The sequence below is a fragment of the Herbaspirillum sp. C7C8 genome (assembly GCF_022627875.1).
Lineage (GTDB): Bacteria > Pseudomonadota > Gammaproteobacteria > Burkholderiales > Burkholderiaceae_D > Herbaspirillum.
Genome location: NZ_JABXGG010000029.1, coordinates 1 through 20801, shown reverse-complemented (window position 1 = coordinate 20801; position 20801 = coordinate 1). Strand labels below are relative to the sequence as shown.

The 20801-nt window shown below is 61.8% G+C and carries 19 protein-coding genes and 1 tRNA gene; 9 read left to right on the top strand and 11 right to left on the bottom strand.

Going from position 1 to position 20801, the window contains the following annotated elements; all coding sequences use genetic code 11:
• Positions 1 to 14: 14 nt before the first annotated feature.
• Positions 15 to 941 carry a LysR family transcriptional regulator gene (locus tag HWE01_RS21660; protein ID WP_034350080.1) on the bottom strand — a complete coding sequence of 309 codons (927 nt, stop codon included), beginning with the start codon at positions 939 to 941 and terminating at the stop codon, positions 15 to 17.
• Positions 942 to 1145: 204 nt separating this feature from the next.
• Here HWE01_RS21660 and HWE01_RS21655 point away from each other — a divergent pair, with 204 nt between their 5' ends.
• The gene (locus HWE01_RS21655; RefSeq protein WP_034350079.1) at positions 1146 to 1646 is read left to right on the top strand and encodes a flavin reductase; all 501 of its coding nucleotides are present in this window, start codon (positions 1146 to 1148) and stop codon (positions 1644 to 1646) included.
• 86 nt (positions 1647 to 1732) lie between these two features.
• On the opposite strand, the gene HWE01_RS21650 is transcribed toward HWE01_RS21655, so the two are convergent.
• From HWE01_RS21650 to HWE01_RS21625, 6 genes are all read right to left on the bottom strand, one after another.
• The gene (locus tag HWE01_RS21650; RefSeq protein WP_241822855.1) at positions 1733 to 1960 is read right to left on the bottom strand and encodes a formate dehydrogenase subunit delta; all 228 of its coding nucleotides are present in this window, start codon (positions 1958 to 1960) and stop codon (positions 1733 to 1735) included.
• A gap of 59 nt (positions 1961 to 2019) precedes the next feature.
• Positions 2020 to 2862: a formate dehydrogenase accessory sulfurtransferase FdhD gene (gene fdhD, locus HWE01_RS21645; protein WP_241822854.1), complete on the bottom strand. Its 843-nt coding sequence runs from the start codon at positions 2860 to 2862 to the stop codon at positions 2020 to 2022.
• A gap of 90 nt (positions 2863 to 2952) precedes the next feature.
• Positions 2953 to 5826, bottom strand: coding sequence for a formate dehydrogenase subunit alpha (gene fdhF, locus HWE01_RS21640; protein WP_008327142.1), 2874 nt, complete (start codon positions 5824 to 5826; stop codon positions 2953 to 2955).
• Between the two features lie 29 nt (positions 5827 to 5855).
• The gene (locus HWE01_RS21635; RefSeq protein ID WP_241822853.1) at positions 5856 to 7418 is read right to left on the bottom strand and encodes a formate dehydrogenase beta subunit; all 1563 of its coding nucleotides are present in this window, start codon (positions 7416 to 7418) and stop codon (positions 5856 to 5858) included.
• On the bottom strand, positions 7418 to 7894 hold the full coding sequence (locus HWE01_RS21630; protein WP_008327136.1) for a formate dehydrogenase subunit gamma: 477 nt from the start codon (positions 7892 to 7894) through the stop codon (positions 7418 to 7420). Before HWE01_RS21630 ends, HWE01_RS21635 begins: the two co-directional genes overlap by 1 nt.
• Positions 7895 to 8347: 453 nt before the next feature.
• The gene (locus HWE01_RS21625) at positions 8348 to 9994 is read right to left on the bottom strand and encodes an OFA family MFS transporter (RefSeq protein ID WP_241822852.1); all 1647 of its coding nucleotides are present in this window, start codon (positions 9992 to 9994) and stop codon (positions 8348 to 8350) included.
• Positions 9995 to 10221: 227 nt separating this feature from the next.
• Here HWE01_RS21625 and HWE01_RS21620 point away from each other — a divergent pair, with 227 nt between their 5' ends.
• Both HWE01_RS21620 and HWE01_RS21615 read left to right on the top strand, forming a co-directional pair.
• The gene (locus HWE01_RS21620; protein WP_008327124.1) at positions 10222 to 11289 is read left to right on the top strand and encodes a substrate-binding domain-containing protein; all 1068 of its coding nucleotides are present in this window, start codon (positions 10222 to 10224) and stop codon (positions 11287 to 11289) included.
• Between the two features lie 137 nt (positions 11290 to 11426).
• A complete protein-coding gene (locus HWE01_RS21615) occupies positions 11427 to 12371 on the top strand; it encodes a LysR family transcriptional regulator (RefSeq protein ID WP_241822851.1) in 945 nt (314 codons plus the stop codon).
• 17 nt (positions 12372 to 12388) lie between these two features.
• On the opposite strand, the gene HWE01_RS21610 is transcribed toward HWE01_RS21615, so the two are convergent.
• Complete coding sequence (locus tag HWE01_RS21610; protein ID WP_241822850.1) at positions 12389 to 13303, bottom strand: LysR family transcriptional regulator; 915 nt, start codon at positions 13301 to 13303, stop codon at positions 12389 to 12391.
• A 169-nt stretch (positions 13304 to 13472) separates the two neighbouring features.
• On the opposite strand from HWE01_RS21610, the gene HWE01_RS21605 reads away from it, so the two are divergent.
• The 6 genes from HWE01_RS21605 (at position 13473) to HWE01_RS21585 (ending at position 17100) form a co-directional block, all read left to right on the top strand.
• Positions 13473 to 14411, top strand: a complete 939-nt coding sequence (locus tag HWE01_RS21605; RefSeq protein WP_241822849.1) for a D-hexose-6-phosphate mutarotase — start codon at positions 13473 to 13475, stop codon at positions 14409 to 14411.
• A 239-nt stretch (positions 14412 to 14650) separates the two neighbouring features.
• Positions 14651 to 15730 (top strand): tartrate dehydrogenase, encoded by a 1080-nt coding sequence (locus HWE01_RS21600; protein WP_008327101.1) that lies wholly within the window; start codon positions 14651 to 14653, stop codon positions 15728 to 15730.
• Positions 15731 to 15864: 134 nt separating this feature from the next.
• On the top strand, positions 15865 to 15990 hold the full coding sequence (locus HWE01_RS22905; protein ID WP_008327100.1) for a hypothetical protein: 126 nt from the start codon (positions 15865 to 15867) through the stop codon (positions 15988 to 15990).
• A gap of 18 nt (positions 15991 to 16008) precedes the next feature.
• A complete protein-coding gene (locus HWE01_RS21595; RefSeq protein ID WP_008327099.1) occupies positions 16009 to 16449 on the top strand; it encodes a surface-adhesin E family protein in 441 nt (146 codons plus the stop codon).
• 78 nt (positions 16450 to 16527) lie between these two features.
• Positions 16528 to 16612, top strand: a tRNA-Leu gene (locus HWE01_RS21590).
• Positions 16613 to 16782: 170 nt separating this feature from the next.
• Positions 16783 to 17100 carry an Arm DNA-binding domain-containing protein gene (locus HWE01_RS21585; RefSeq protein ID WP_241822848.1) on the top strand — a complete coding sequence of 106 codons (318 nt, stop codon included), beginning with the start codon at positions 16783 to 16785 and terminating at the stop codon, positions 17098 to 17100.
• A gap of 6 nt (positions 17101 to 17106) precedes the next feature.
• Here HWE01_RS21585 and HWE01_RS21580 read toward each other — a convergent pair whose 3' ends face one another.
• The 3 genes from HWE01_RS21580 to HWE01_RS21570 form a co-directional block, all read right to left on the bottom strand.
• Positions 17107 to 19545 (bottom strand): T6SS effector BTH_I2691 family protein, encoded by a 2439-nt coding sequence (locus tag HWE01_RS21580; protein ID WP_241822847.1) that lies wholly within the window; start codon positions 19543 to 19545, stop codon positions 17107 to 17109.
• 9 nt (positions 19546 to 19554) lie between these two features.
• Complete coding sequence (locus HWE01_RS21575) at positions 19555 to 19788, bottom strand: hypothetical protein (protein WP_241822846.1); 234 nt, start codon at positions 19786 to 19788, stop codon at positions 19555 to 19557.
• A gap of 78 nt (positions 19789 to 19866) precedes the next feature.
• Positions 19867 to 20532 (bottom strand): DUF4123 domain-containing protein, encoded by a 666-nt coding sequence (locus HWE01_RS21570; protein ID WP_241822845.1) that lies wholly within the window; start codon positions 20530 to 20532, stop codon positions 19867 to 19869.
• Positions 20533 to 20801: the final 269 nt, after the last annotated feature.

Below are 20801 nucleotides of genomic sequence, written 5' to 3'. Positions count from 1 at the left end.
CCTGGCACTCAGCATCAGGCAACCTCCGCCTCGCGTCCGAACATCTCGATCAACAGGCTGCGCAGCCACTGGATGCCCGAGTCCGCCGAGAACCGTGTATGAGTGTAGAGGCTCACCGGGATGCGCGGCATGTCCAGCGGCAAGTCCAGCAGCACACACGCCTCATCGAGGTTGTGGCGCTCGGCGATGCTGCGCGGCAGGAACAGGGCCAGGTCGGTATTGCGCACGATCTGCGGTGCCACCGTGAAATGCGGCATGCGCAGCGCGAAATCGCGCTTCACGCCCGCATTGCGCAGCACGTCCTCGGCCAGTTGGTGGCCGGTAGTATTGGTGCTGGCGTAGACGTAGCGCAGCTGCAGCAGGTTCTCCATGGTCAGCGGCTGCCCTGCCAGGGCATGGGTCCTGCGCAGCATGCAGACGTAATCGTCGTAGAGCACCAGCTGGCTCTGGCAATCCTCGGGCAGCCCCGGCAGGTAGCCGAAGGCCAGATCGATGTCGCCATTGCGCATGGCCGCACCGAGGTTTTCCATGGCCATCTGCTGCACTTCAATGGAGACGTGCGGTGCGGCGTGCGCCAGTTCTTCCATCAGCATCGGCAGCACATGGCTGCAGGACATGTCCGACATCACCAGATGAAAGGTGCGCGTGGCCGTGGCCGGGTCGAAACTGGCGTGGCTGTGCAGGGCTTCATGGAGGATGCCGAGCGCGCGCGAGATCGGCTCGTGCAGGCGGATCGCGGTTTCGGTGGGCACCATGGCAGTGGTACTGCGCACGAAGAGCGGATCATCGAACATCTCGCGCAGGCGCCGCAACGCATGACTTACGGCCGGCTGGGTCAGGTGCAGGCGATCAGCGGCGGCGGTGAGGCTGCGCAGCTCCCAGATGACGATGAAGGTCTTGAGCAGGTTCAAGTCCACTGCGCCGATATTCATTTGCTTCATGCGGAACATTCCAGACAATCATTTGACCCGTCAATTGTGCAGGGTCTATTGTTCATCCCAGGACGCAGGCTTTTTCAAGCGATGCGTTCTCCCTCTCACCTGCTGATCGACATCCGCCTGACGGCGCCGCAGACGACCTTGCAGATGGCGCAAAGGATACGAAGCCTTGTGCCGGATGTCATCTCTTTTTTGGATGGACCTACCATGAAGCAAGATTTTCGCGACGCCATGGCGCGTCTCTCGGCTGCGGTCAACATCATCACCACCGATGGTCCCGCAGGACGCGCGGCCATGACGGTCTCCGCCGTCAGTTCGGTCTCCGACGACCCGGCCACGGTGCTGGTGTGCATCAACCTCAAGAGCGCGGCCCATCCCATCCTGATTGGCAACGGACGCCTGTGCATCAACATCCTGGCAGGACATCACGAAGACGTGGCGCGCATGATTGCCGGCATGACCGGGCTGGCCGCCGAGGAACGTATGGCGCAGGTAGGCTGGGAAACCGGTGACTACGGCCAGCCGGTGTTGCCCGATGCGCTGGCGGTGCTGGAGGGCGACATCGTATTGCAGCAGCAGGCGGGCACGCACAGCGTGCTGTTCGTGGAGATCCGGCATATTCGCCTGGCCGCGTCGCAAGCCGATGGGCTGGCTTATTTTGGACGGCGTTTTCACCGGATTGCGGCGGAGGTGGCGTTGGCGGCGTGAGGCGAGCGCTGCAAGCCCGCTCCGCCATGAAAAAAACCGCCCAGCAAGCTGAGCGGTTTCACCAAAATCACAATAAGACAGCAGCCCTACACCGCCAACTGCTGCATATGCCGGTTCACCGCCTCCAGCACGATGGCATCCAGGCCCTCGCCCTGCGTCTTCTCGATATGTTCCAGGAAGGCCTTGCGCATGCGCGGCTCCCAGAAGCGCTTGAGGTGCGAGGCCAGGTCGGCAATGGCCTGGTCGCGGTCCGGCATGGTGGAAAAGAAACTGCCAATCTGGTTGGCCATCTTGACCAGGTGTTCGGTGTTCATGAGTGTTCTCCTCCTGCTCCGTTCGTCAATTGTCCGTCCCTTGTCCGCGCGCCTGCGGCTCAGCGCAGGCGATGCGGTCGGGCATACACCACGTGGCCCTGCTTGCGCACGAAGCCCAGCAAGGTCACATCCGTCTCTTCGGCCAGCCGGATCGCCAGCGCCGTCGGTGCCGAGACGGCAGCGATGAAACCAATGCCGACCGTGGCCGCCTTCTGCACCATCTCGTAACTGGCGCGGCTGGTGATGATGGCCGCGCCTTGCGAGAAATCCGCCTCCTCTTCGGCCAGCGCGCCAATGAGCTTGTCCAGCGCGTTGTGACGACCGACGTCTTCGCGCACCAGCACGATGCTTCCTGACGCATCCATCCACGCGGCGGCGTGCGTGGCACCGGTGGCTTGCTGCAATTGCTGTCCGGCCTGCATCTGCTCGAAGGCCGCATGCACCTGCTCCACCGAGAACGACGCACCGCCCTGCACCGCCTGCGGATGACGTACCGCCTGCGCCAAGGTCTCGGCACCACACAGCCCGCAGCCGGTGCGACCAGTCAGGTTGCGGCGCTTTTCCTTCAACGCCACGAAACGCTCGGTGGCGATGCGCATCTGTACCTGCACGCCTTCGCAGCCCGGCACGATCTCGCACTCATACAACTCGCCCGGATCGCCCAGGATGCCTTCGGTGAGCGAAAAACCCAGCGCAAAATCTTCCAGATCGGCGGGCGTGGCCATCATCACGGCATGCGAAATGCCGTTGTATTCCAGCGCGATGGGGACCTCTTCGGCAACCACATCCTCCACCGTCTCGCGTTGTCCATCTCGCCAGCGATCCACTTGCACGCGGGCGAAGGTGGCGTAGTCGCCGGTGGTGTCGTCAATGTCGAGGCTGCTACGCTTGCTTGTGTTCATGCTGTCCTGCTTGATGCGGCTTGATGTGATTGGGTCGGTCGGGCTCGCTGCGGAAATCATCGAAGCACGAGCCCGACGAGCCCGTGCCGCTTACTTCGTCACCAGAGGCTCGTTCTGCACCTCGCCCTTGAGCAGATCCAGCTGGGTACGGTTGAAGCGCTCGTAATGCTGCTGCCATTGCGAAGGCTGCGTCACCGGCATGACCTGAACCGCCGTCACCTTGTACTCGGGGCAGTTGGTGGCCCAGTCGGAGTTGTCGGTGGTGATCACGTTGGCGCCCGATTCCGGGAAGTGGAAGGTGGTGTAGACCACGCCCGGCTGCACCTTCTCGGTCACGGTTGCACGCAGCACGGTCTGGCCTGCACGCGACTCCACGCCCACCCAGTCACCCTCGCGGATGCCACGGTCCTCGGCATCGTGCGGATGGATCTCCAGCCGGTCTTCGCTATGCCATTGCGAGTTCTCGGTGCGGCGGGTCTGCGCGCCCACGTTGTACTGCGACAGGATGCGGCCGGTAGTCAGGATCAGCGGGTAGCGCTGCGTCACCTTCTCGTCGGTGGCGAAGTATTGCGTGTTGATGAACTTGCCCTTGCCCCGGATGAAGCTGCCCACGTGCATGATGGGCGTGCCTTCCGGTGCTGCTTCGTTGCAGGGCCACTGGATGCTGCCGAGCTTTTCCAGCTTCTCGTAGCTCACGCCGTGGAAGCTGGGTGTCAGGGCGGCAATCTCGTCCATGATTTCCGAGGGGTGATTGTACGGCATCGGGTAACCCAGCGCTTCGGCCAGGGCTACCGTGACCTCCCAGTCGGACTTGCCGGCCTTGGGCGGCATCACCTTGCGCACGCGCGAGATGCGGCGTTCGGCGTTGGTGAAGGTGCCATCCTTTTCCAGGAAGGACGAACCGGGCAGGAAGACGTGCGCATACTTGGCCGTCTCATTCAAGAACAGGTCCTGCACCACGATACATTCCATGGCCTGCAGGGCGGCTGCGACGTGCTGGGTGTTGGGGTCCGATTGCACGATGTCCTCACCCTCGCAGTACAGGCCCTTGAAGCTGCCATCGAGCGCCGCATCAAACATGTTGGGAATGCGCAGGCCCGGCTCGGGATTCAAGGTCACGCCCCACGCCTGCTCGAACTGGCCGCGCACGGTGGAGTCGGAAATGTGCCGATAACCCGGCAGCTCATGCGGGAAGGAACCCATGTCGCAGGAACCCTGCACGTTGTTCTGACCCCGCAGCGGGTTCACGCCCACACCTTCGCGACCGACGTTGCCGGTGCACATGGCCAGGTTGGCGATGCCCATCACGGTGGTCGACCCTTGCGCATGTTCGGTCACGCCCAGGCCGTAATAGATCGCCGCATTGCCGCCGGTGGCGTACAGGCGGGCAGCACCACGGATGATCTCGGCGGGTACGCCGGTGATGGCGGCCATGGCTTCGGGGGAATTGTCTTCGCGCAGGACGAACTGCTTCCAGTCCTGGTACGACTGCAGGTCGCAGCGTTCCTGGATGTAGGCTTCGTTCTGCAGACCCTCCGAGAGGATCACGTGAGCCAGCGCGGTGATGATGGCGGTGTTGGTGCCAGGGCGCAGCTTGAGGTGATAGTCGGCCTGCAGGTGCGGCGACTTGACCATCTCGGTGGTACGCGGGTCGATCACGATGAGCTTGGCGCCCTGGCGCACGCGGCGCTTGATCTGCGAGGCAAACACCGGATGGCCGGCCGCCGGATTGGCGCCCATGATGAGGATCACGTCCGACTTCATCACCGATTCAAAGGTCTGCGTACCCGCCGATTCGCCCAGGGTCTGCTTGAGACCATAGCCGGTCGGCGAATGGCACACGCGCGCGCAGGTATCGACGTTGTTGTTGCCGAAGGCGGCGCGCACCAGCTTTTGCACCAGATAGGTCTCTTCATTGGTGCAGCGGGACGAGGTAATGCCGCCGATGGAATCCTTGCCATGCTTGGCCTGGATGCGGCGGAATTCGCTGGCGGCGTAGGACAGCGCTTCTTCCCACGACACTTCGCGCCAGGGGTCGTTGATGCTCTTGCGGATCATGGGGTTCAGGATGCGGTCCTTGTGGGTCGCATAGCCCCAGGCAAAACGCCCCTTGACGCAGGAGTGGCCCTGGTTGGCTTTGCCATCCTTGTACGGCACCATGCGCACCACTTCATTGCCCTTCATCTCGGCCTTGAAGGAGCAGCCCACACCGCAATAGGCGCAGGTGGTGACCTTGCTGTGCTCGGCCTGGCCCAGCATGATGACGGTCTTCTCGGTCAGTGTCGCGGTCGGGCAAGCCTCGACGCAGGCGCCGCAGGAGACGCATTCCGATTCCATGAAGGCTTCCATCTGCCCGGCCGAGACGCGCGATTCGAAACCGCGCCCGTTGATCGTCAGCGCGAACGTGCCCTGGGTTTCTTCACAGGCGCGCACGCAGCGATTGCAGACGATGCACTTGGAAGGGTCATAGGTGAAGTAGGGATTGGATTCATCCTTCTTCATCTTGGTATGGTTCTCGCCCTCGTAGCCATAGCGCACTTCGCGCAGGCCCACCACACCGGCCATGTCCTGCAGTTCGCAGTTGCCGTTGGTGGGGCAGGTCAGGCAATCCAGCGGGTGGTCGGAGATATAGAGCTCCATCACGCCACGGCGGATCTCGGCCAGCTTCGGGGTCTGCGTCTGCACCTTCATGCCTGGCTCGCAGGGCGTAGTACAGGAGGCCGGATAGCCCTTCATCTTGCGGCCATCCTTTTCGATTTCCACCAGGCACAGGCGGCAGGAGCCGAAGGGTTCCAGGCTGTCGGTGGCGCACAGTTTGGGCACATTGATGCCGGCCTCGACCGAGGCGCGCATCACCGACGTGCCGGCCGGGACCGTCACTGCCACGCCGTCGATTTCCAGCGTGACCAGGTTTTCCGAGGCACGTGCGGGGGTGCCGTAATCCGTTTCATTGAGCTGATTCATGGTGCAACTCCTTGCATTCGGTAATGGGATCAGGCCGCCTGTTCGCCGGGCGCGCCGAAGTCTTCCGGGAAATGGTTCAGGGCCGACAGCACCGGGAACGGTGTCATGCCCCCCATGGCACACAGCGAGCCGTTGACCATGGTGTCGCACAGGCTCTTCAACAGATGGATCTGTTGCGGCCGGTCATCGTTGGCGATGATCTTGTCGATCACCTCCACGCCCCGGGTGGAACCGATGCGGCAAGGGGTGCACTTGCCACAGGACTCGACTGCACAGAACTGCATGGCGTAGCGGGCCTGACGGGCCATATCGACACGATCGTCAAATGCCACCAGTCCGCCGTGCCCGATCATGGCGCCGATGGCGGCGAAAGCTTCATAATCGAGCGGCGTATCGAATTGCGAGGGTGGCAGATACGCGCCCAGCGGCCCACCCATCTGCACCGCGCGAATCGGACGGCCCGAGGCGCTGCCGCCACCGAAGTCTTCCAGCAGCTCACGCAGCGTCAGGCCGAAGGCCTTCTCCACCAGGCCACCCTGCCTGATGTTGCCAGCCAGTTGGAAAGGCAGCGTGCCGTGCGAACGGCCCACACCAAAGTTCTTGTAGAAGTCCGCACCGCGCGCCAGGATCACCGGCACCGAAGCCAGCGAGATCAGGTTGTTGATCACGGTCGGCTTGCCGAACAGACCCTCGATGGCCGGCAGGGGCGGCTTGGCGCGCACCACGCCGCGCTTGCCTTCCAGGCTTTCCAGCATGGCGGTTTCTTCGCCGCAGATGTAGGCACCTGCGCCCTTGCGCACTTCCAGCCGGAAGGACTTGCCGGAACCGAGGATGTCCTTGCCCAGATAGCCGCGCTCGGTGGCGATGGCGATGGCTTCGTTCATCGTCGCGATCGCATGCGGATATTCGGAGCGCACGTAGACGTAGCCCTCGGTCGCCCCCACTGCGACGGCGGCGATGGTCATGCCTTCGATCAGCGTGAAGGGATCGTCTTCCATGATCATGCGGTCCGAGAAGGTACCGGAATCCCCCTCATCGGCATTGCAGACCACATACTTCTGCGCCGACTGCGCACGCAGTACGGTCTGCCACTTGATACCGGTCGGGAAGGCTGCACCACCCCGGCCCCGCAGGCCGGAGTCGATCATCTGCTGGACGATGGCCTCGGGCGTCTTGGCCAGGGCATTCTTCAATCCGACATAACCTTCATGGGCCAGATAATCCTCCAGCGAGAGCGGATCGATGATGCCCACCCGTGCGAAGGTCAGACGTTCCTGGTTCTTGAGGAAGTCCATTTCTTCAGTCAGCCCCAGATGCAGCCTGTGCTGGCCAGCTGCAAGCAGCCCTGCATCGAAGAGACCGGGGACATCCTCGGGCGTCACCGGTCCGTAGGCGACGCGGCCTGCTGCGGTAGAGACTTCCACCAGCGGCTCCAGCCAGAACATGCCGCGCGATCCATTGCGCACCAGCCTGATGGACTGGCCGCGTTGTTGCGCCTGGGCAGCGATGGCGGCGGCCACTTCGTCAGCGCCCAGTGCCAGCGCGGTGGAGTCGCGCGGGACGTAGATGGTCACGATATCGGGTGCACTCATCATGCCTCCCGCTTGGCCTGGATCAGGCGTTTGAATTTATCGGCATCGACACGGGCATGCAGCTCGTCATCGAGGGTGAGATTGGGGCCGATGGCACACTGGCCCAGGCAATACACCGGCTCCAGCGTGAACTGGCCATCTGCGCTGGTTTCATGAAAGCCGCAGCCCAGCACGTTCTGCGCGTGCTCGGCCAGAGCTTCGCTGCCACGTGCCTGGCAGGCTTCGGCACGGCAGACCTGCACCACGTGGCGGCCTGCCGGTTCCTGGCGGAAAAAGTGATAGAACGAAATCACGCCATGCACCTCGGCGCGCGAGACGTTCAACTCGCCCGCGATCATCGGGACCGCATCGGCCGGGATATAGCCGACCTTGTCCTGGATGCCGTGCAGGATGGGGAGCATGGCACCGGCCATGTCCTTGCGCTCGGCGATGATGCCGCGCACCGCCGCCACGTCGAAAACCTGTTGCCTCTTCATTGTTGCCTCCTGTGTTGCTTCGATGCGGACCGTGCCCTTCTCCCGGAGGATCTTCTGTGGACCGCGCAAATGACGAATGAAAGGAAATGGACCGCCCTAGGGAGGAGCGGCCTGCGGAAAGCAGATCAAGGGATGGGAAGAACAATGCGGCGGCATGACGCCACCCCGGTAAAGGGTGCGCACGGCCGTGCGTGATGAACCAGCTGGTCTCCGTTGCTGCATGTTCTCCCTGCCTTGGGGGTTGGTGTGAACACTGCGGATGCTGGCCTGCGCTTACCCTCAAGGCAAGGGCCGACCATGCTCCTGTTTTTTGATAGTCGCTGACACAAGCCGCCCCGGTTCACGGGGCCATGGCGGCTTGTGTCAGCGGCTTTCGCCGCTGGGGTCCTGCGAGCAGGCCGGGTGGAGCCGGCCTGCCGATGAAGCGAAACTACGAACGACTCAACTGCGCGATCAGCGGAACAGCACGGCCGATTTCTGCAACACCAGGGTGATGCCCCAGATCAGCGGAATGCCCACGGCCGCCCATGCCAGACCGATCATCAGCGGATTGCCGCCGGTACCGATCTGAGCCAAGTCGCCCGAACCTGCACTCGCGACGGCATCGGCTGCCGACTTTTCGTGGGCCAGCTGCTTTTCACGGGCCAGTTCTTCCGGCGTCATGAAGTGCTTGGCCGCGACCGGACGGATCAGCAGGTTGCAGATCAGACCCAGCACCAGCATGCCCGCCAGGATGTACATGGTGGTGTTGTAGACCTGGCTCTTGGGCATGCCCAGGGAGAGCTGATACTCACGCATGTAGTTCACCACCACCGGGCCCAGGATGCCGGCGGTTGCCCACGCGGTCAGCAGGCGACCGTGGATGGCGCCCACCATCTGGGTGCCGAACAGGTCGGCCAGGTAAGCCGGCACGGTCGCAAAACCGCCACCGTACATCGACAGGATGATGCAGACTGCGCCCACGAACAGCGGGATATTGCTGGCCTTGGCCGACCACGGCAGGCTCACGTACAGCACGAAGCCCAGCACGAAGAAGATGGCATAGGTCATCTTGCGGCCGAAGAAGTCCGAGCAGAACGCCCAGGCGAAACGACCACCGATGTTGAACAGCGAAATCAGACCGGTGAAACCGGCCGCCAGTGCGGCGATGGCTGCCTTCTGCTCGACCGACAGATCATTGAAGCCGATGTTCAGACCCAGCAGCTTGCCGCCGAAGACTTCCTGCAGCATCGGCGAGGCGATGCCGATGACGCCGATGCCCGCCGACACGTTCAGACAGAGCACCAGCCACACCAGCCAGAACTGGGGAATGCCCCAGACCTTGGAGACGTGCACGTGGTTCTGGGTGATCATGGTCGCCGAGGACTTGGCCACCGGCGGGGTCCAGCCAGCCGGCTTCCAGCCGGTGGGCGGTACGCGGTAACCGAAGGCACCGGCCATCATGAAGACAAAGTAGATGATGGCCATGACCACGAAGGTTTCCCACACGCCCACGGAAGTGGGGGAGGCGAATTTCTTCATCAGCGCATCGGCCAGCGGCGTGCCGACCAGAGCACCACCGCCGAAGCCCATGATGGCCATACCGGTGGCCATGCCGCGACGGTCAGGGAACCACTTGATCAAGGTCGACACCGGCGAGATGTACCCCAGGCCGAGGCCGACACCACCGATGACGCCGGAGCCCAGCCACATCAGCCAGATCTGGTGCGTCTTCACGCCCAGGGCCGAGATCAGCAGGCCGCCGCACCAGCAAATGGCGGCGACCACGCCGGCCTTGCGGGGACCGGCGTGTTCCAGCCAGCCACCCCACAGTGCAGCGGAGATGCCCAGCAGGACGAAGAACATGGTGTACATCCAGCCCAGCATGGAAATCTTCCAGTCACAGGTGGACGAGAAGACTTGCGCGAAGAAGCCGATGTCAGCGCCGCAGGCGATGGGCGCGGTCACGCCCAGTGCCTTGGACAAGGGCAGCCAGAATACGGAAAAACCGTAAGCCATGCCGATGCACAGGTGGATTGCGAGCGCCGCCGGCGGGACCAGCCAGCGATTGAAGCCAGGCTTGGCGACTGTGTGTTCCTTCTTCAGGAAATCGAAAGCCATTATTCCTCCGAATATTTTATGAGTGTGATGTGGGCAAATCGAAGGAAGGATTGCATCGCAAAGCCGGTAGGGCCGGATCGTGACACCGACCCATCTTTGCAACGATATCCTTCTCTTATCGTTGATTTATTTATGTACAACACCGCATATATTTTCTATCATTTATGCAGAGTGACGCGAAATTATCACCGATAAACGGCCGTATCAATATGCTTTATTTCACATAAATGTTCAAAGTCCACATCAAACCTCACTGGGAAATCGCCTACGACAACGAGGCGGCGCTGGACACGGCCAATCTGTTGACGCTGCTCACCGCAATCCAGCAAAGCGGCTCGATTGCACGTGCCGCGCAATTGACGCGCTATTCCTATCGTCATGCCTGGGGTCTGTTGCGCGAGGCCGAGCGTCTGTTCGGCAACGCCCTGATCGAAAGCGGGCGTGGTCGCGGCACCACACTGACCGATTTCGCCAGCAAGCTGTTGTGGGCCGATCGCCTGGTGACGGCACGCCTGTCGCCCACCCTGGACAGCCTGGCCTCGGAACTGGAAGTGGAGCTGGGAAAAACGGTCGAAGGCAAATCGGAGAAGGTGCGCATCAACGCCAGTCACGGCTTTGCAGTGGCCGCACTGCTGGGCAAGATCAACGAAGGCCGCCTGCCGGTGGAGGTGCGCTATCGCCACAGCACCGATGCCGTGGCCGCGCTGTCGCGCCAGGAATGCGACCTGGCGGGCTTTCATGTTCCGCTGGGCGAATTCGAGAAACCCGCCATCGCCACCTATGCCAAATGGCTCAACAAGCGCAGCGACTGCCTGATCCACCTGGCCATCCGCAACCAGGGTCTGTTCGTCGAGCCGGACAATCCCAAGGGCTTGCGCGGCCTGGCCGACCTCACCCGCACCGACCTGCGCTTCGTCAACCGCGAGGCCGGTTCGGGTACGCGCATGTTGCTGGAACTGATGCTCCATGGGGCCGGCATCACCCACAAGAAGATCAACGGTTTCGAGAACACCGAGTTCACGCACTCGGCGGTGGCCGCCTTCATCGCCAGCGGCATGGCCGATGTCGGTTTCGGGGTGCAGACCGCCGCGCATCGCTTCGGTCTGGGCTTCATTCCGCTGGTGCGCGAGCGTTACTTCTTCGCGCTGCCGGCGGCCTCCCTGCAGGATCCGCTGATCCGCGCGGTGATCGACATCCTGCAATCTGATGCCTTCCGCAAGGTGGTCAACAATCTGGCCGGCTACGACGCCACTGACATGGGCAAGATCCAGACCATCAAGGAAGCCTTCGGCTAAGCCGCAACGCGCCCCCGCGCCCCCTGCCCCAAACGGCGCTTGTGGGCGCCCGGCGAAGCGGCTACACTCGCGCCCCTGGCCTGCTGCCGTCCTGGCGGCAGGCCTTGTCACTTTCGCTGCCACTGCCTCACTGCGCCATGAATTCCGCTGCCAGTCCTGCCCCTGTGTTCTCCCCTGCCCTGCCCGCACTGACCGCAATGGATGCGCGCCTGCTACGCCTGCTCGACGCCGTCCTCGATGAAGTCCATCTGGCGCGCGCCGCAGCGCGAGTCGGCCTACCGCTACCGGCGGCAGCCAGTGCGCTGGAGCGCTGCCGCCAGCTGCTGCGCGATCCGCTGCTGGAAGACGGCGGTACGCAGATGCGACTGACGGCCACCGCACAAGCCCTGCGCGACCCCCTGCGTCTGGCGCTGGCCGGGGGCACCGAGGCAGCACAGGCGACCGTGACCCAGCGCGTACGCATCCTCATGCCGGATTATCCGGCCCAAGTGGTAGCACATGCGCTGTATCAGGCGCTGGCCGCCGACGCGCCGTCGCCGGACCTGGAGTTCCAGACCTGGCTGGGTGATGCCGATGCCGTGGCTCGGCTGGAACGCGGACAGACCGACCTGGTGCTGGGCAGTGCTGCACCGACCGGCCAGGTGCGCGGGCGCGAAGTGCTGCAGGAACGCTGCGTGGCCGTCATGCGGCGCGACCATCCGGCTGCGCACGCACTGACTCTTGCGCGCTGGCTCTCGTATCCACATCTGCAGATCGCCTGCCACGACACCCTCAACCGCATGATCGACGAGCAGATTGCCATGCAGGGTCTGTGCCGTCGCATCGGCATGGTGGTTCCCAATTTCCTGATGGTGCCGGCGCTGTTGCAGGGCTCGGACCTGATCGCCGTCATGCCCATGCACTGCGTGCCGGCGGCTACCGCCGCGCATCCGGTGGCGCTGGCCTGTCTGCGCCCGCCGCTGCCGCTGGAGGCACCCCCACTGCGGCTGCTGCAACATCGCCGTCATGCGGAGGATGCCTCGGTGACGCTGGTGGCGCAGGTGCTGGAACGTATCGTGCGGCAGCGATTCGACGGACGTTGAACGCGTGTCTCGCCTGCTTACACCGTGGCCGATGATGCGGTCACATCCAGATGCTTTTGCAGGAAGCGCACGCATTCGCGCACCTTGGCTGAATTCTTCAGTTGCACGGGATAGACCGCGCACAGGTCGGCCTCCTGGGCATACTGCGGCAGTACCCGTACCAGCCGTCCGCGCTTGAGACTGTCGGTCACATCCCAGATCGAGCGCAGGATGATGCCGTGCCCGTCCACGGCCCACTGGTGGATGATCTCGCCGTGATTGGCGGCCAGAGCGCCCGAGACCTTGACCGTTTCCTGCCCCTTGGGCCCCATCATGCGCCAGATGCCGAAGGACTGGTTGCGCTCACGGATCACCAGGCACTGGTGCTGGCGCAGCGCGGCCAGATCAGCCGGTGCGCCGTGCTTCTTGAGATAGGCGGGACTGGCGCACAGCACACGCTGGCTGGGCAGGATGCGCCTGGAAAACAGATGCGGCTCATGACCCGCGCCCACGCGGATATCGAGGTCGATTCCCTCATTGACCAGATCGATCTGCCGGTCCACCAGCTCCAGTTGTATCTTCAGTTCCGGATGTTCGGTGGCAAAACGCGACAGCAAGGGCGACACCACCTTGCGCCCCAGTCCGAAGCTGGTACTGATCTTGAGCAGCCCGCGCGGCACGCGCTTGGCACTGCTGACGGTTTCCATCATCTGCTCCACATCGTCGAGGATCTTGCGCGCCCATTCATGGACGTTGCCGCCATCCTCGGTCATGACCACGCTGCGCGTGGTGCGGTGGAACAGCCGCACACCCAGCGCCTGCTCCAGCAGCGCGATGCGCTTGCTGATGAAGGCCGGGGAGGCACCCACTTCGCGCGCCGATTCGGCAAAATTGCTGTGGCGCGCCACCACGCAGAACAGGCGCAGGTCTTCCAGCAGGGGAGAATTGTTCACGATATGTAGCCGATGAAGTCCACGATTCGTGGATTATAGCCCTGACCCCGTCTCCGCTCGCATCGCAACGAGACGCAGCGCATCGCCTGCCCGCGCGCCCGATCTCCCGCAAAGGCCCGAAATGTGGCAGTCTTGCACCATCGCAACGAATTCTCTTGGAGTGTCCGGCATGAGCCTCATCGAAGAACAGGAAGTCCCGCCCGATCTTCCGCATATCCAGCGCATCGAAGTCAACCAGCTGCAATGTCTGCGCGTGCAGACTGCGCGCGCTGAACTGCTGATCGCCGAGCAAGGCGCGCAGGTGCTGCGCTACCAGGTGCACGGTCAGGAACCGGTGATCTGGATGAGCGAGGAAGCCGCCTTCGAAGCCGGCAATTCGGTGCGCGGCGGCATTCCGGTGTGCTGGCCGTGGTTCGGCGACCTCATGCGCAATCCACCGCAGGTGCAGGCCCTGCACGCGGGCGGGCGCCTGCCTGCGCACGGCCTGGTGCGCGGCATCCCCTGGCTGCTGATGGAGAACGCCATCGAAGGCGATACCGTGCGTCTGGTACTGGCCATCCCGCCCACCAGCGAATCACCGGCGCTACGCCACCTGCCCCCGGGAATCGAACTGCGCCTGGAAATCTTGCTAGACGACCGCCTGCATCTCAAGCTCACCACCCGCAACGGCAGCGAAGAGCACCTCGCCCTGACCCAGGCACTGCACAGCTACTTTGCGGTCAGCAGCATCCACAACGTGACCGTCGATGGCTTGGAAGGCCGGCGTTACATCGAAACCCTGGAAGGCTGGGCCGAGCGCGAACAGAAGCGTGCACTGGTGGTCAGCGGCGAAACCGACCGCATCTACCTCGACCTGCCGCCGCACCTGACCATCCGCGACGAGGGCTGGAACCGCCGCATCCACATCCAGGCCAGCGGCTCGACCTCGGCCGTGGTCTGGAACCCCTGGGTGAGCAAGGCACGCCGCCTGTCGCAGTTCGCCGATGATGCCTGGCAGCGCATGCTGTGCATCGAGACGGCCAACGTGATGGACGATCTGGTGGAACTGGAGCCCGGCGCCGAGCATACCCTGGGCGTGACACTGTGGGGCGAGACCGCAGGCAGCTGAGGCGCAGCCATGTCGCGGGCAGGCCGCAGAACAGGCAGTGTCGGGATGACCGCACTGCCTTTTTTCATGGCTGACGCTTTCTGCACTGTTCACGAATCGTGTTTTATTACATCACCAGTTCGTAGATGATCCATCGCGTGAAGCGATTTATGATGAGGGCATGTTTTCATTGCCCGGTCACCTCGGGCAGCCCGTCGACCAGTCAACCAGTCAACCAGTCATTCAGAGGAGCAGCAACGATGAGCAAGACCCACAGAATCGCCGTCATCGCCGGCGACGGCATTGGCCAGGAAGTGATGCCCGAAGGGCTGCGCGCGGTCGAGGCCGCCAGCAGGAAGTTCGGCATCGACATCGAATTCACCCATTTCGACTGGGCCCATTGCGGCTACTACGCCAAGCATGGCCAGATGATGCCCGATGACTGGTTCGATCAGTTGAAGGGATTTGAAGCCATCTTCTTCGGCGCGGTCGGCTGGCCGGCCACGGTGCCGGATCACGTTTCGCTGTGGGGTTCGCTGCTGAAGTTCCGCCGCGACTTCGACCTTTACGTCAACCTGCGACCGGTGCGCCTGATGCCGGGCGTACCCTGCCCGCTGGCCAACCGCAAGCCGGGCGACATCGACTTCTACGTGGTGCGCGAGAATACCGAAGGCGAATATTCGGCCATCGGCGGCCGCATGTTTGAGGGAACCGAGCGCGAGACCGTGATCCAGGAATCGGTATTCAGCCGCAAGGGCACCGACCGCATCCTCAAGTTCGCCTTCGAGCTGGCACAGAGCCGTCCCAAGAAGCACCTGACCTCGGCCACCAAGTCCAACGGCATCGCCATCACCATGCCCTACTGGGATGAGCGCGTCGAGGCCATGGGCGCGAACTACCCGGAGGTGCGCCGCGACAAGTACCACATCGACATTCTGACGGCGCACTTCGTGCTGAACCCGGATCGTTTCGACGTGGTGGTGGCATCCAACCTGTTTGGCGACATCCTCTCCGACCTTGGCCCGGCCTGTGCCGGCACGATCGGGATTGCGCCTTCGGCCAACATCAATCCGACGCGCGAGCTGCCCTCGCTGTTCGAGCCGGTGCATGGTTCGGCACCGGACATCTTCGGCAAGAACATCGCCAATCCGGTGGCCACCATCTGGTCCGGCGCGATGATGCTGGACTTCCTCGGCGATGGCCAGGGCAAGTATCGCCAGGCGCACGACGCCATGCTGGCTGCCATCGAAAACGTGCTGGTCAATGGACCGACCACGCCGGACCTGGGTGGCAAGAGCAACACCACGGAAGTAGGCAAGGCGATTGCGGCGGCGATCTGATCGGTCCGCGTCATCGCTGCAGCAGAAAGTGGCTCGCCCTGGTGCGGGCCATTTTCATGTCGGGGGTCATGTCCATTCGTAAAGGGCATGTTAGGATGGCCGCACTTTCATTTTTCGCAATCGATGAGTTGGACATGGCTGCAAGCCTGCGCATGACGCTGACAGGACACCGCGTGCTGGCGGAACTGATCTTCTGGAGCATCACCCTGGTGCTGTTGCTGGAGGACGATGTCGCCATGCTGGCCATGATGCTGACCTGACGCGACGCCCTGCCCGACATGGATCAACGCTCTTCTTCTCCCTCCCCTGCGCCGCGCCTGGCACTGCTACTGGCGGCGGCACTGACGATGACCTGTGTGTCGGCCCATGCCGAGTGGATGCCACTGGGGGAGAACAACATTGGCAGCTTCTTCATCGACAAGAGCAGCATTGTCACCACCCGCAGCGTGCGGCAGGCGCAGATCCTGCTGAACTGGAACCGTCCGCAACTGCTGATGGGCCAGGGCAGCAAGACCTATTACCTGTCGGAGATCTCCACCGCCTACTTCGACTGCAGCGCGCGCCAGCTTGGCTTTGGCAGCCGCAAGATGTATGCGCAGGCCGATGGCAAAGGGCAGTTGCTGCTGGCGCCGCAGCTGGCGTATTCGGATGTAAAGCTTCAGGATCCGATTCCGGGCTCGACGGGGGAACGGGCCATTGAGGCGGTGTGCGGTAAATAATTTTCACATCGGCTGTCTGCCGTAGCTATCGGGGCTTGCTCGGAGCAACGAAATCGGTAATAATCGCTGGCTCGCGTCGCCGGGATGGCGGAATAGGTAGACGCACGGGACTCAAAATCCCGCGCCGCAAGGCGTGCCGGTTCGATTCCGGCTCCCGGCACCAACCAATTATCCAACGAAGTCCAAAGATGTTCTAAAGCCCGCGTGTCTTCTGACACAGCGGGCTTTTCTTGTTCGCGTCCGTCCAAGGACGTAGCATTACATCCACGATTAATACCGTCATTTTTGACGGTATCTCCTCCCTACCCAATTCCAGATACCGTCAAACACGCTATGTCCCTGACCGATACCTTTGTGAAGCAGGTAAAGCCCAATAAACCCAATGGCGATAAATACGCCGATGGCGGCGGCATGTATCTTCTCGTGAAGGCGACGGGGAAATACTGGCGCATGGACTATCGGTATTTAAATAAACGCAAGACCTTGGCGTTAGACGTCTATCCAGAGATATCTCTTGCCAAGGCTAGAAAGCGCCGCGAGGAAGCCCGCGAAATGCTCGCAGATGGCATTGATCCTGCTCAAAGTAAGCGAGACATGAAACAAGCACAAATTTTCGCAGCGGGAAACACCTTTGAGATTGTTGCCCGTTAATGGCTTTCAAAGACGGCAGCAAATCGGGCTACCACTACACAAGAAAAGATTACGAACTGGCTGGAAAGCAATGTGTTCCCGGCCATCGGAAAGCAAGCCATTTCGACCACCCAACTTCATGACTTGATAAGAAGTCGCATTCGCCGTCTGCATTTCCTTGACCGCCACACCCCAGATATCAATGACACCGCTAGCGATCGTCATCGCAGATGCCGCCAATCCAGCCCGACTCTTGCTATCCCCTTTCTCAATGCAGTCATGCATCATCTTCGCAAAATTCCCGCTCTCGATCAGCAACACCACCAACGCCATGCGCGCATCCCGCATGGCACTGGCGCTCTTCTCTGAATCGCGGAATGCGGCCCAGTCACGCTTGAGCGTCCTGGACGACACCGTTTCCTTCTCAGGGACCTCCGGCGCAAGCGGGTTCTTGGATGCTCGCACGCGCTCCAGTATGTCAAGCCGACCGCTCATGGCATAACGCGCCTGCGCATCGGCCAGCGCACCCGCCGCAGCCACTTCCACACCGGCACGCAAACCAAACCAGCTCTGGATGATCTTCTCGCAGGCCATGTCGGCCATCTTGCCGTCGAGTCTGAATTTCTTGAAGATGAAATCACCGAAGGTGGAGGCCGTCTTGTCGATGCCGAACTGCCGGTAGGGTTCAAGCTTCACATTGAAGGCGACGTTGGTGCCGGCCTTTGCCTTTTCGTTGGCGTTATAGAGGCCTGCCGCTTTCTTGTATAAATCCGCGATGGCCTTCATCGACTTCTGGATATACGCATACCAGTTCCATACCGTGGCTGCCGTCTGATCGCCCCTGAACGTTTCGGCCTGGGTCAGGAATTGAGAGACTTCGGTTCGCGCCGCATCCTGATTCATGCTCAACAGGCGGTACATCAGGTTGGATTCCGCGATCTGCAGATCATTGACCCATTCGTCGATCTTGCCGCGACCGCTCTTGGTCGTGTTCAACAGGAACGTGACTTCACTGACATGCGATTCGAAGGCGATGGCGTCCTGGATATCGTCGCCGTGGTACTCCCGCAGCCCATCCAGGAAATGCCGCGACTGCATCCACGCGAGCATGTCGGCGGTGCGCTTTTCGATCAGGGCCGTGGCTTCATCCTGCAGGCTTTCGAAATTCTTCTTGAAGGTCTCGTAGGCCTTCATGTCGAGTTTCTCCGCATACGGCGGCCAGGCTTTTTCAACACGGCCTTTCCGGTAGGCGGCGCGTGAACTCAACACCGTGTCGGCATCGGCCTTGATCTGCGCATACTCCTTGTCGCGCGCGGCGTCGGGCAGCATGGTGGCGTGCATGATGCGGTTCTCGTAGACGTTATCCACTTCGACGCCTTTGGACTGCACATACTCCTGCATCTCGATCGCCTTGAGGCGCTTTGCCCTGGCCTCGGCGGGCAACTTTTGTGCATCGACCCGTTCCTTGGCAAAGTCATGCTGCTGCGCGCGCTGCCTGGCCAGGTCCGCATTGCGATCGACGACGGCACCTGCGTGATTTTCCAGCAGATCCTTCAGACTGCTGATGGTCAGCATGCCATCGATCTGAAGCGCAAGCTCGGTGTTGTAGCGATGCATCCACCCCGCCGGTTCGTTGCGGAAGTTGTTGAGTTCGATACCAATCCCCAGCGCGTCCCACACACCCATGATCATGGGATTGTATTTCTCTCCCTTGCCGTGGGTGCAGATTTCTTCCATCTTGCCCACCAGGGGCTTGACCTCGTCCTTGCGGCTGAAGGATCGATGGATCGTGGTGTTGGCCTGAAGCTTGGCGCGGTTATATCCACCACTCGCGCTGCCAAATACCCCGATGGCGGCCTTTTCATTGAGCAGGTCGGGCGAATAAGCCGGGTTGTATTCGAGCACCTTCTGTACGTTGCCCTCGGTGGCGACCATGCCGTGGCGATAACCGCCCGCGCTGATCCACAACTTGGGAATAAAGGTCTGCATGCGCTGATCGCGCAGTTTGATGTCGCTGGCGAACGCCTTGAAGGTCGCCTCACTCCAGGCATGCTGCGAGAATGCTATCCAAACACGACCGCACTTGGCAGGATGTTCGATGTGGATCACTGATGTCGGAATATTGTCGCCGCTGCGCGTGCATACCGGCTCCACGGGTACCGGTTGGGGATAGAGGTGCGAGGGTCGCTTCCACAGCCGTCCCTCGGGGGAGACGGCATAGGCTTCCCATTTAACGGTGATGTTGGAGGGGTGGCGCTCGTAGAACAGGTAGACGAAACCTTCGCGCAGCGTACGCAATACATACTTGTAGTTCGTCAGCGCGGTACCAGTGACCTTGTTGCCTAGTGGTGCCGGGACGTCGCCCGGAATGTTGAGCGGGACCACGGCATAACGGGCCAGTAGAATCGCCAGGCCGTCCTTGTTGCAATTTTTGCAGTCAGGGTTTTGGGGGTTGGTGCAAGCCATAACAAGAATTCAATCCATCAGGTAGGTGGACAATTGCTCGAAGGAACGACCCGACACGGCTTCGACGGCATCTACAAATGGCTCACCGCCGGCGGTGCGTCGCCAGACGTCGGCCATGCGTGCATGCGCGTGAAAACCGATGCCATGGCACAAGCCACAGACCAGGAACAACATGCGGTCGTCAGCTGACGTCACGCCATAGGACGAAGCCACGCCCAGGCTGTGTCGCAAGGCTTCGGTCACTGGGGTATCACGGCTGATCAGGTCTTGGCCGACCAGATAGCTCCAGGCAGCATGTACGGTGGCGTAATCATTGACCTGCTACCATTGCTGCTCGCTGAGCCGCAACTGTTCATCAAGGCGGTTGGGGACGGCCGCATTGGGACTGCTGGCTGGCGTCGATGGCGCGCTGAAGGACTCCAGCGCCTGATGCCGGTTCAACGAGAAGACGGCTTTCACCGGGTGTAGCAGCAAGGCGCGCTGCCTCGCATCGAGATCCTGCCATAGCATGGCGCGCACACCGGGATCATGGAACCGCAGCAGACGGGTCCGTCCTCGCGCGATATGCAAATAGCAGTGCCTGCCCCAATACGCGGCAACCTCGCGCGCACTGCGGTCACTGATGATCCAGCCGCTGATCGGCTGCCCTCTGCGCGCCGTGAGAAAAGGTATGCTCCATGCAGTCCAGGCGAGCTCCATGCTGGCCGTGAGAACGCAATCGTCGCTGAAGCGACTGAGATTCAATGGCACCAGATAGGGGGCAAAACGGCGGTCGTAATTGGGATGCACGATGGGGACGCTAACGCGCAGACCAGGGTTGGCCTCTCCTAGTTCAGGCTCTCCCTGGGTGGGATCAACCCAGACGAAACACCTGCCGTCGCCATGTTGATCGATCTCGCGATGCAGTTGCTGCAATACTCCATCCCATGGAGGAGACGCTGGTGCGGCGCGGCCCGCGATCTGTTCAGTCAAAGGTTGGTCGTCCAAGTTTATCTCCAATACGGCGTCGGCACACGGACACGGCGCCGGATGACGACGTCTGCATCCTGATTTACGCGCCGAATTTCTCTTGGTAACGTCATTGCGTTGCGGCATGCAAATATCCCGATGGATGCAGCAAACATGTCATCCCTGCGAAGACCCACGTCATGACGACTGAGTTATTTGAAGTGTTGCTTTCTAGAACCCATTTCATAAATAGGCGTGAGTGCGAGCGAGTCCCGTTTGGGATGAAGTGCAAGGCGCGAGTGGGTCAA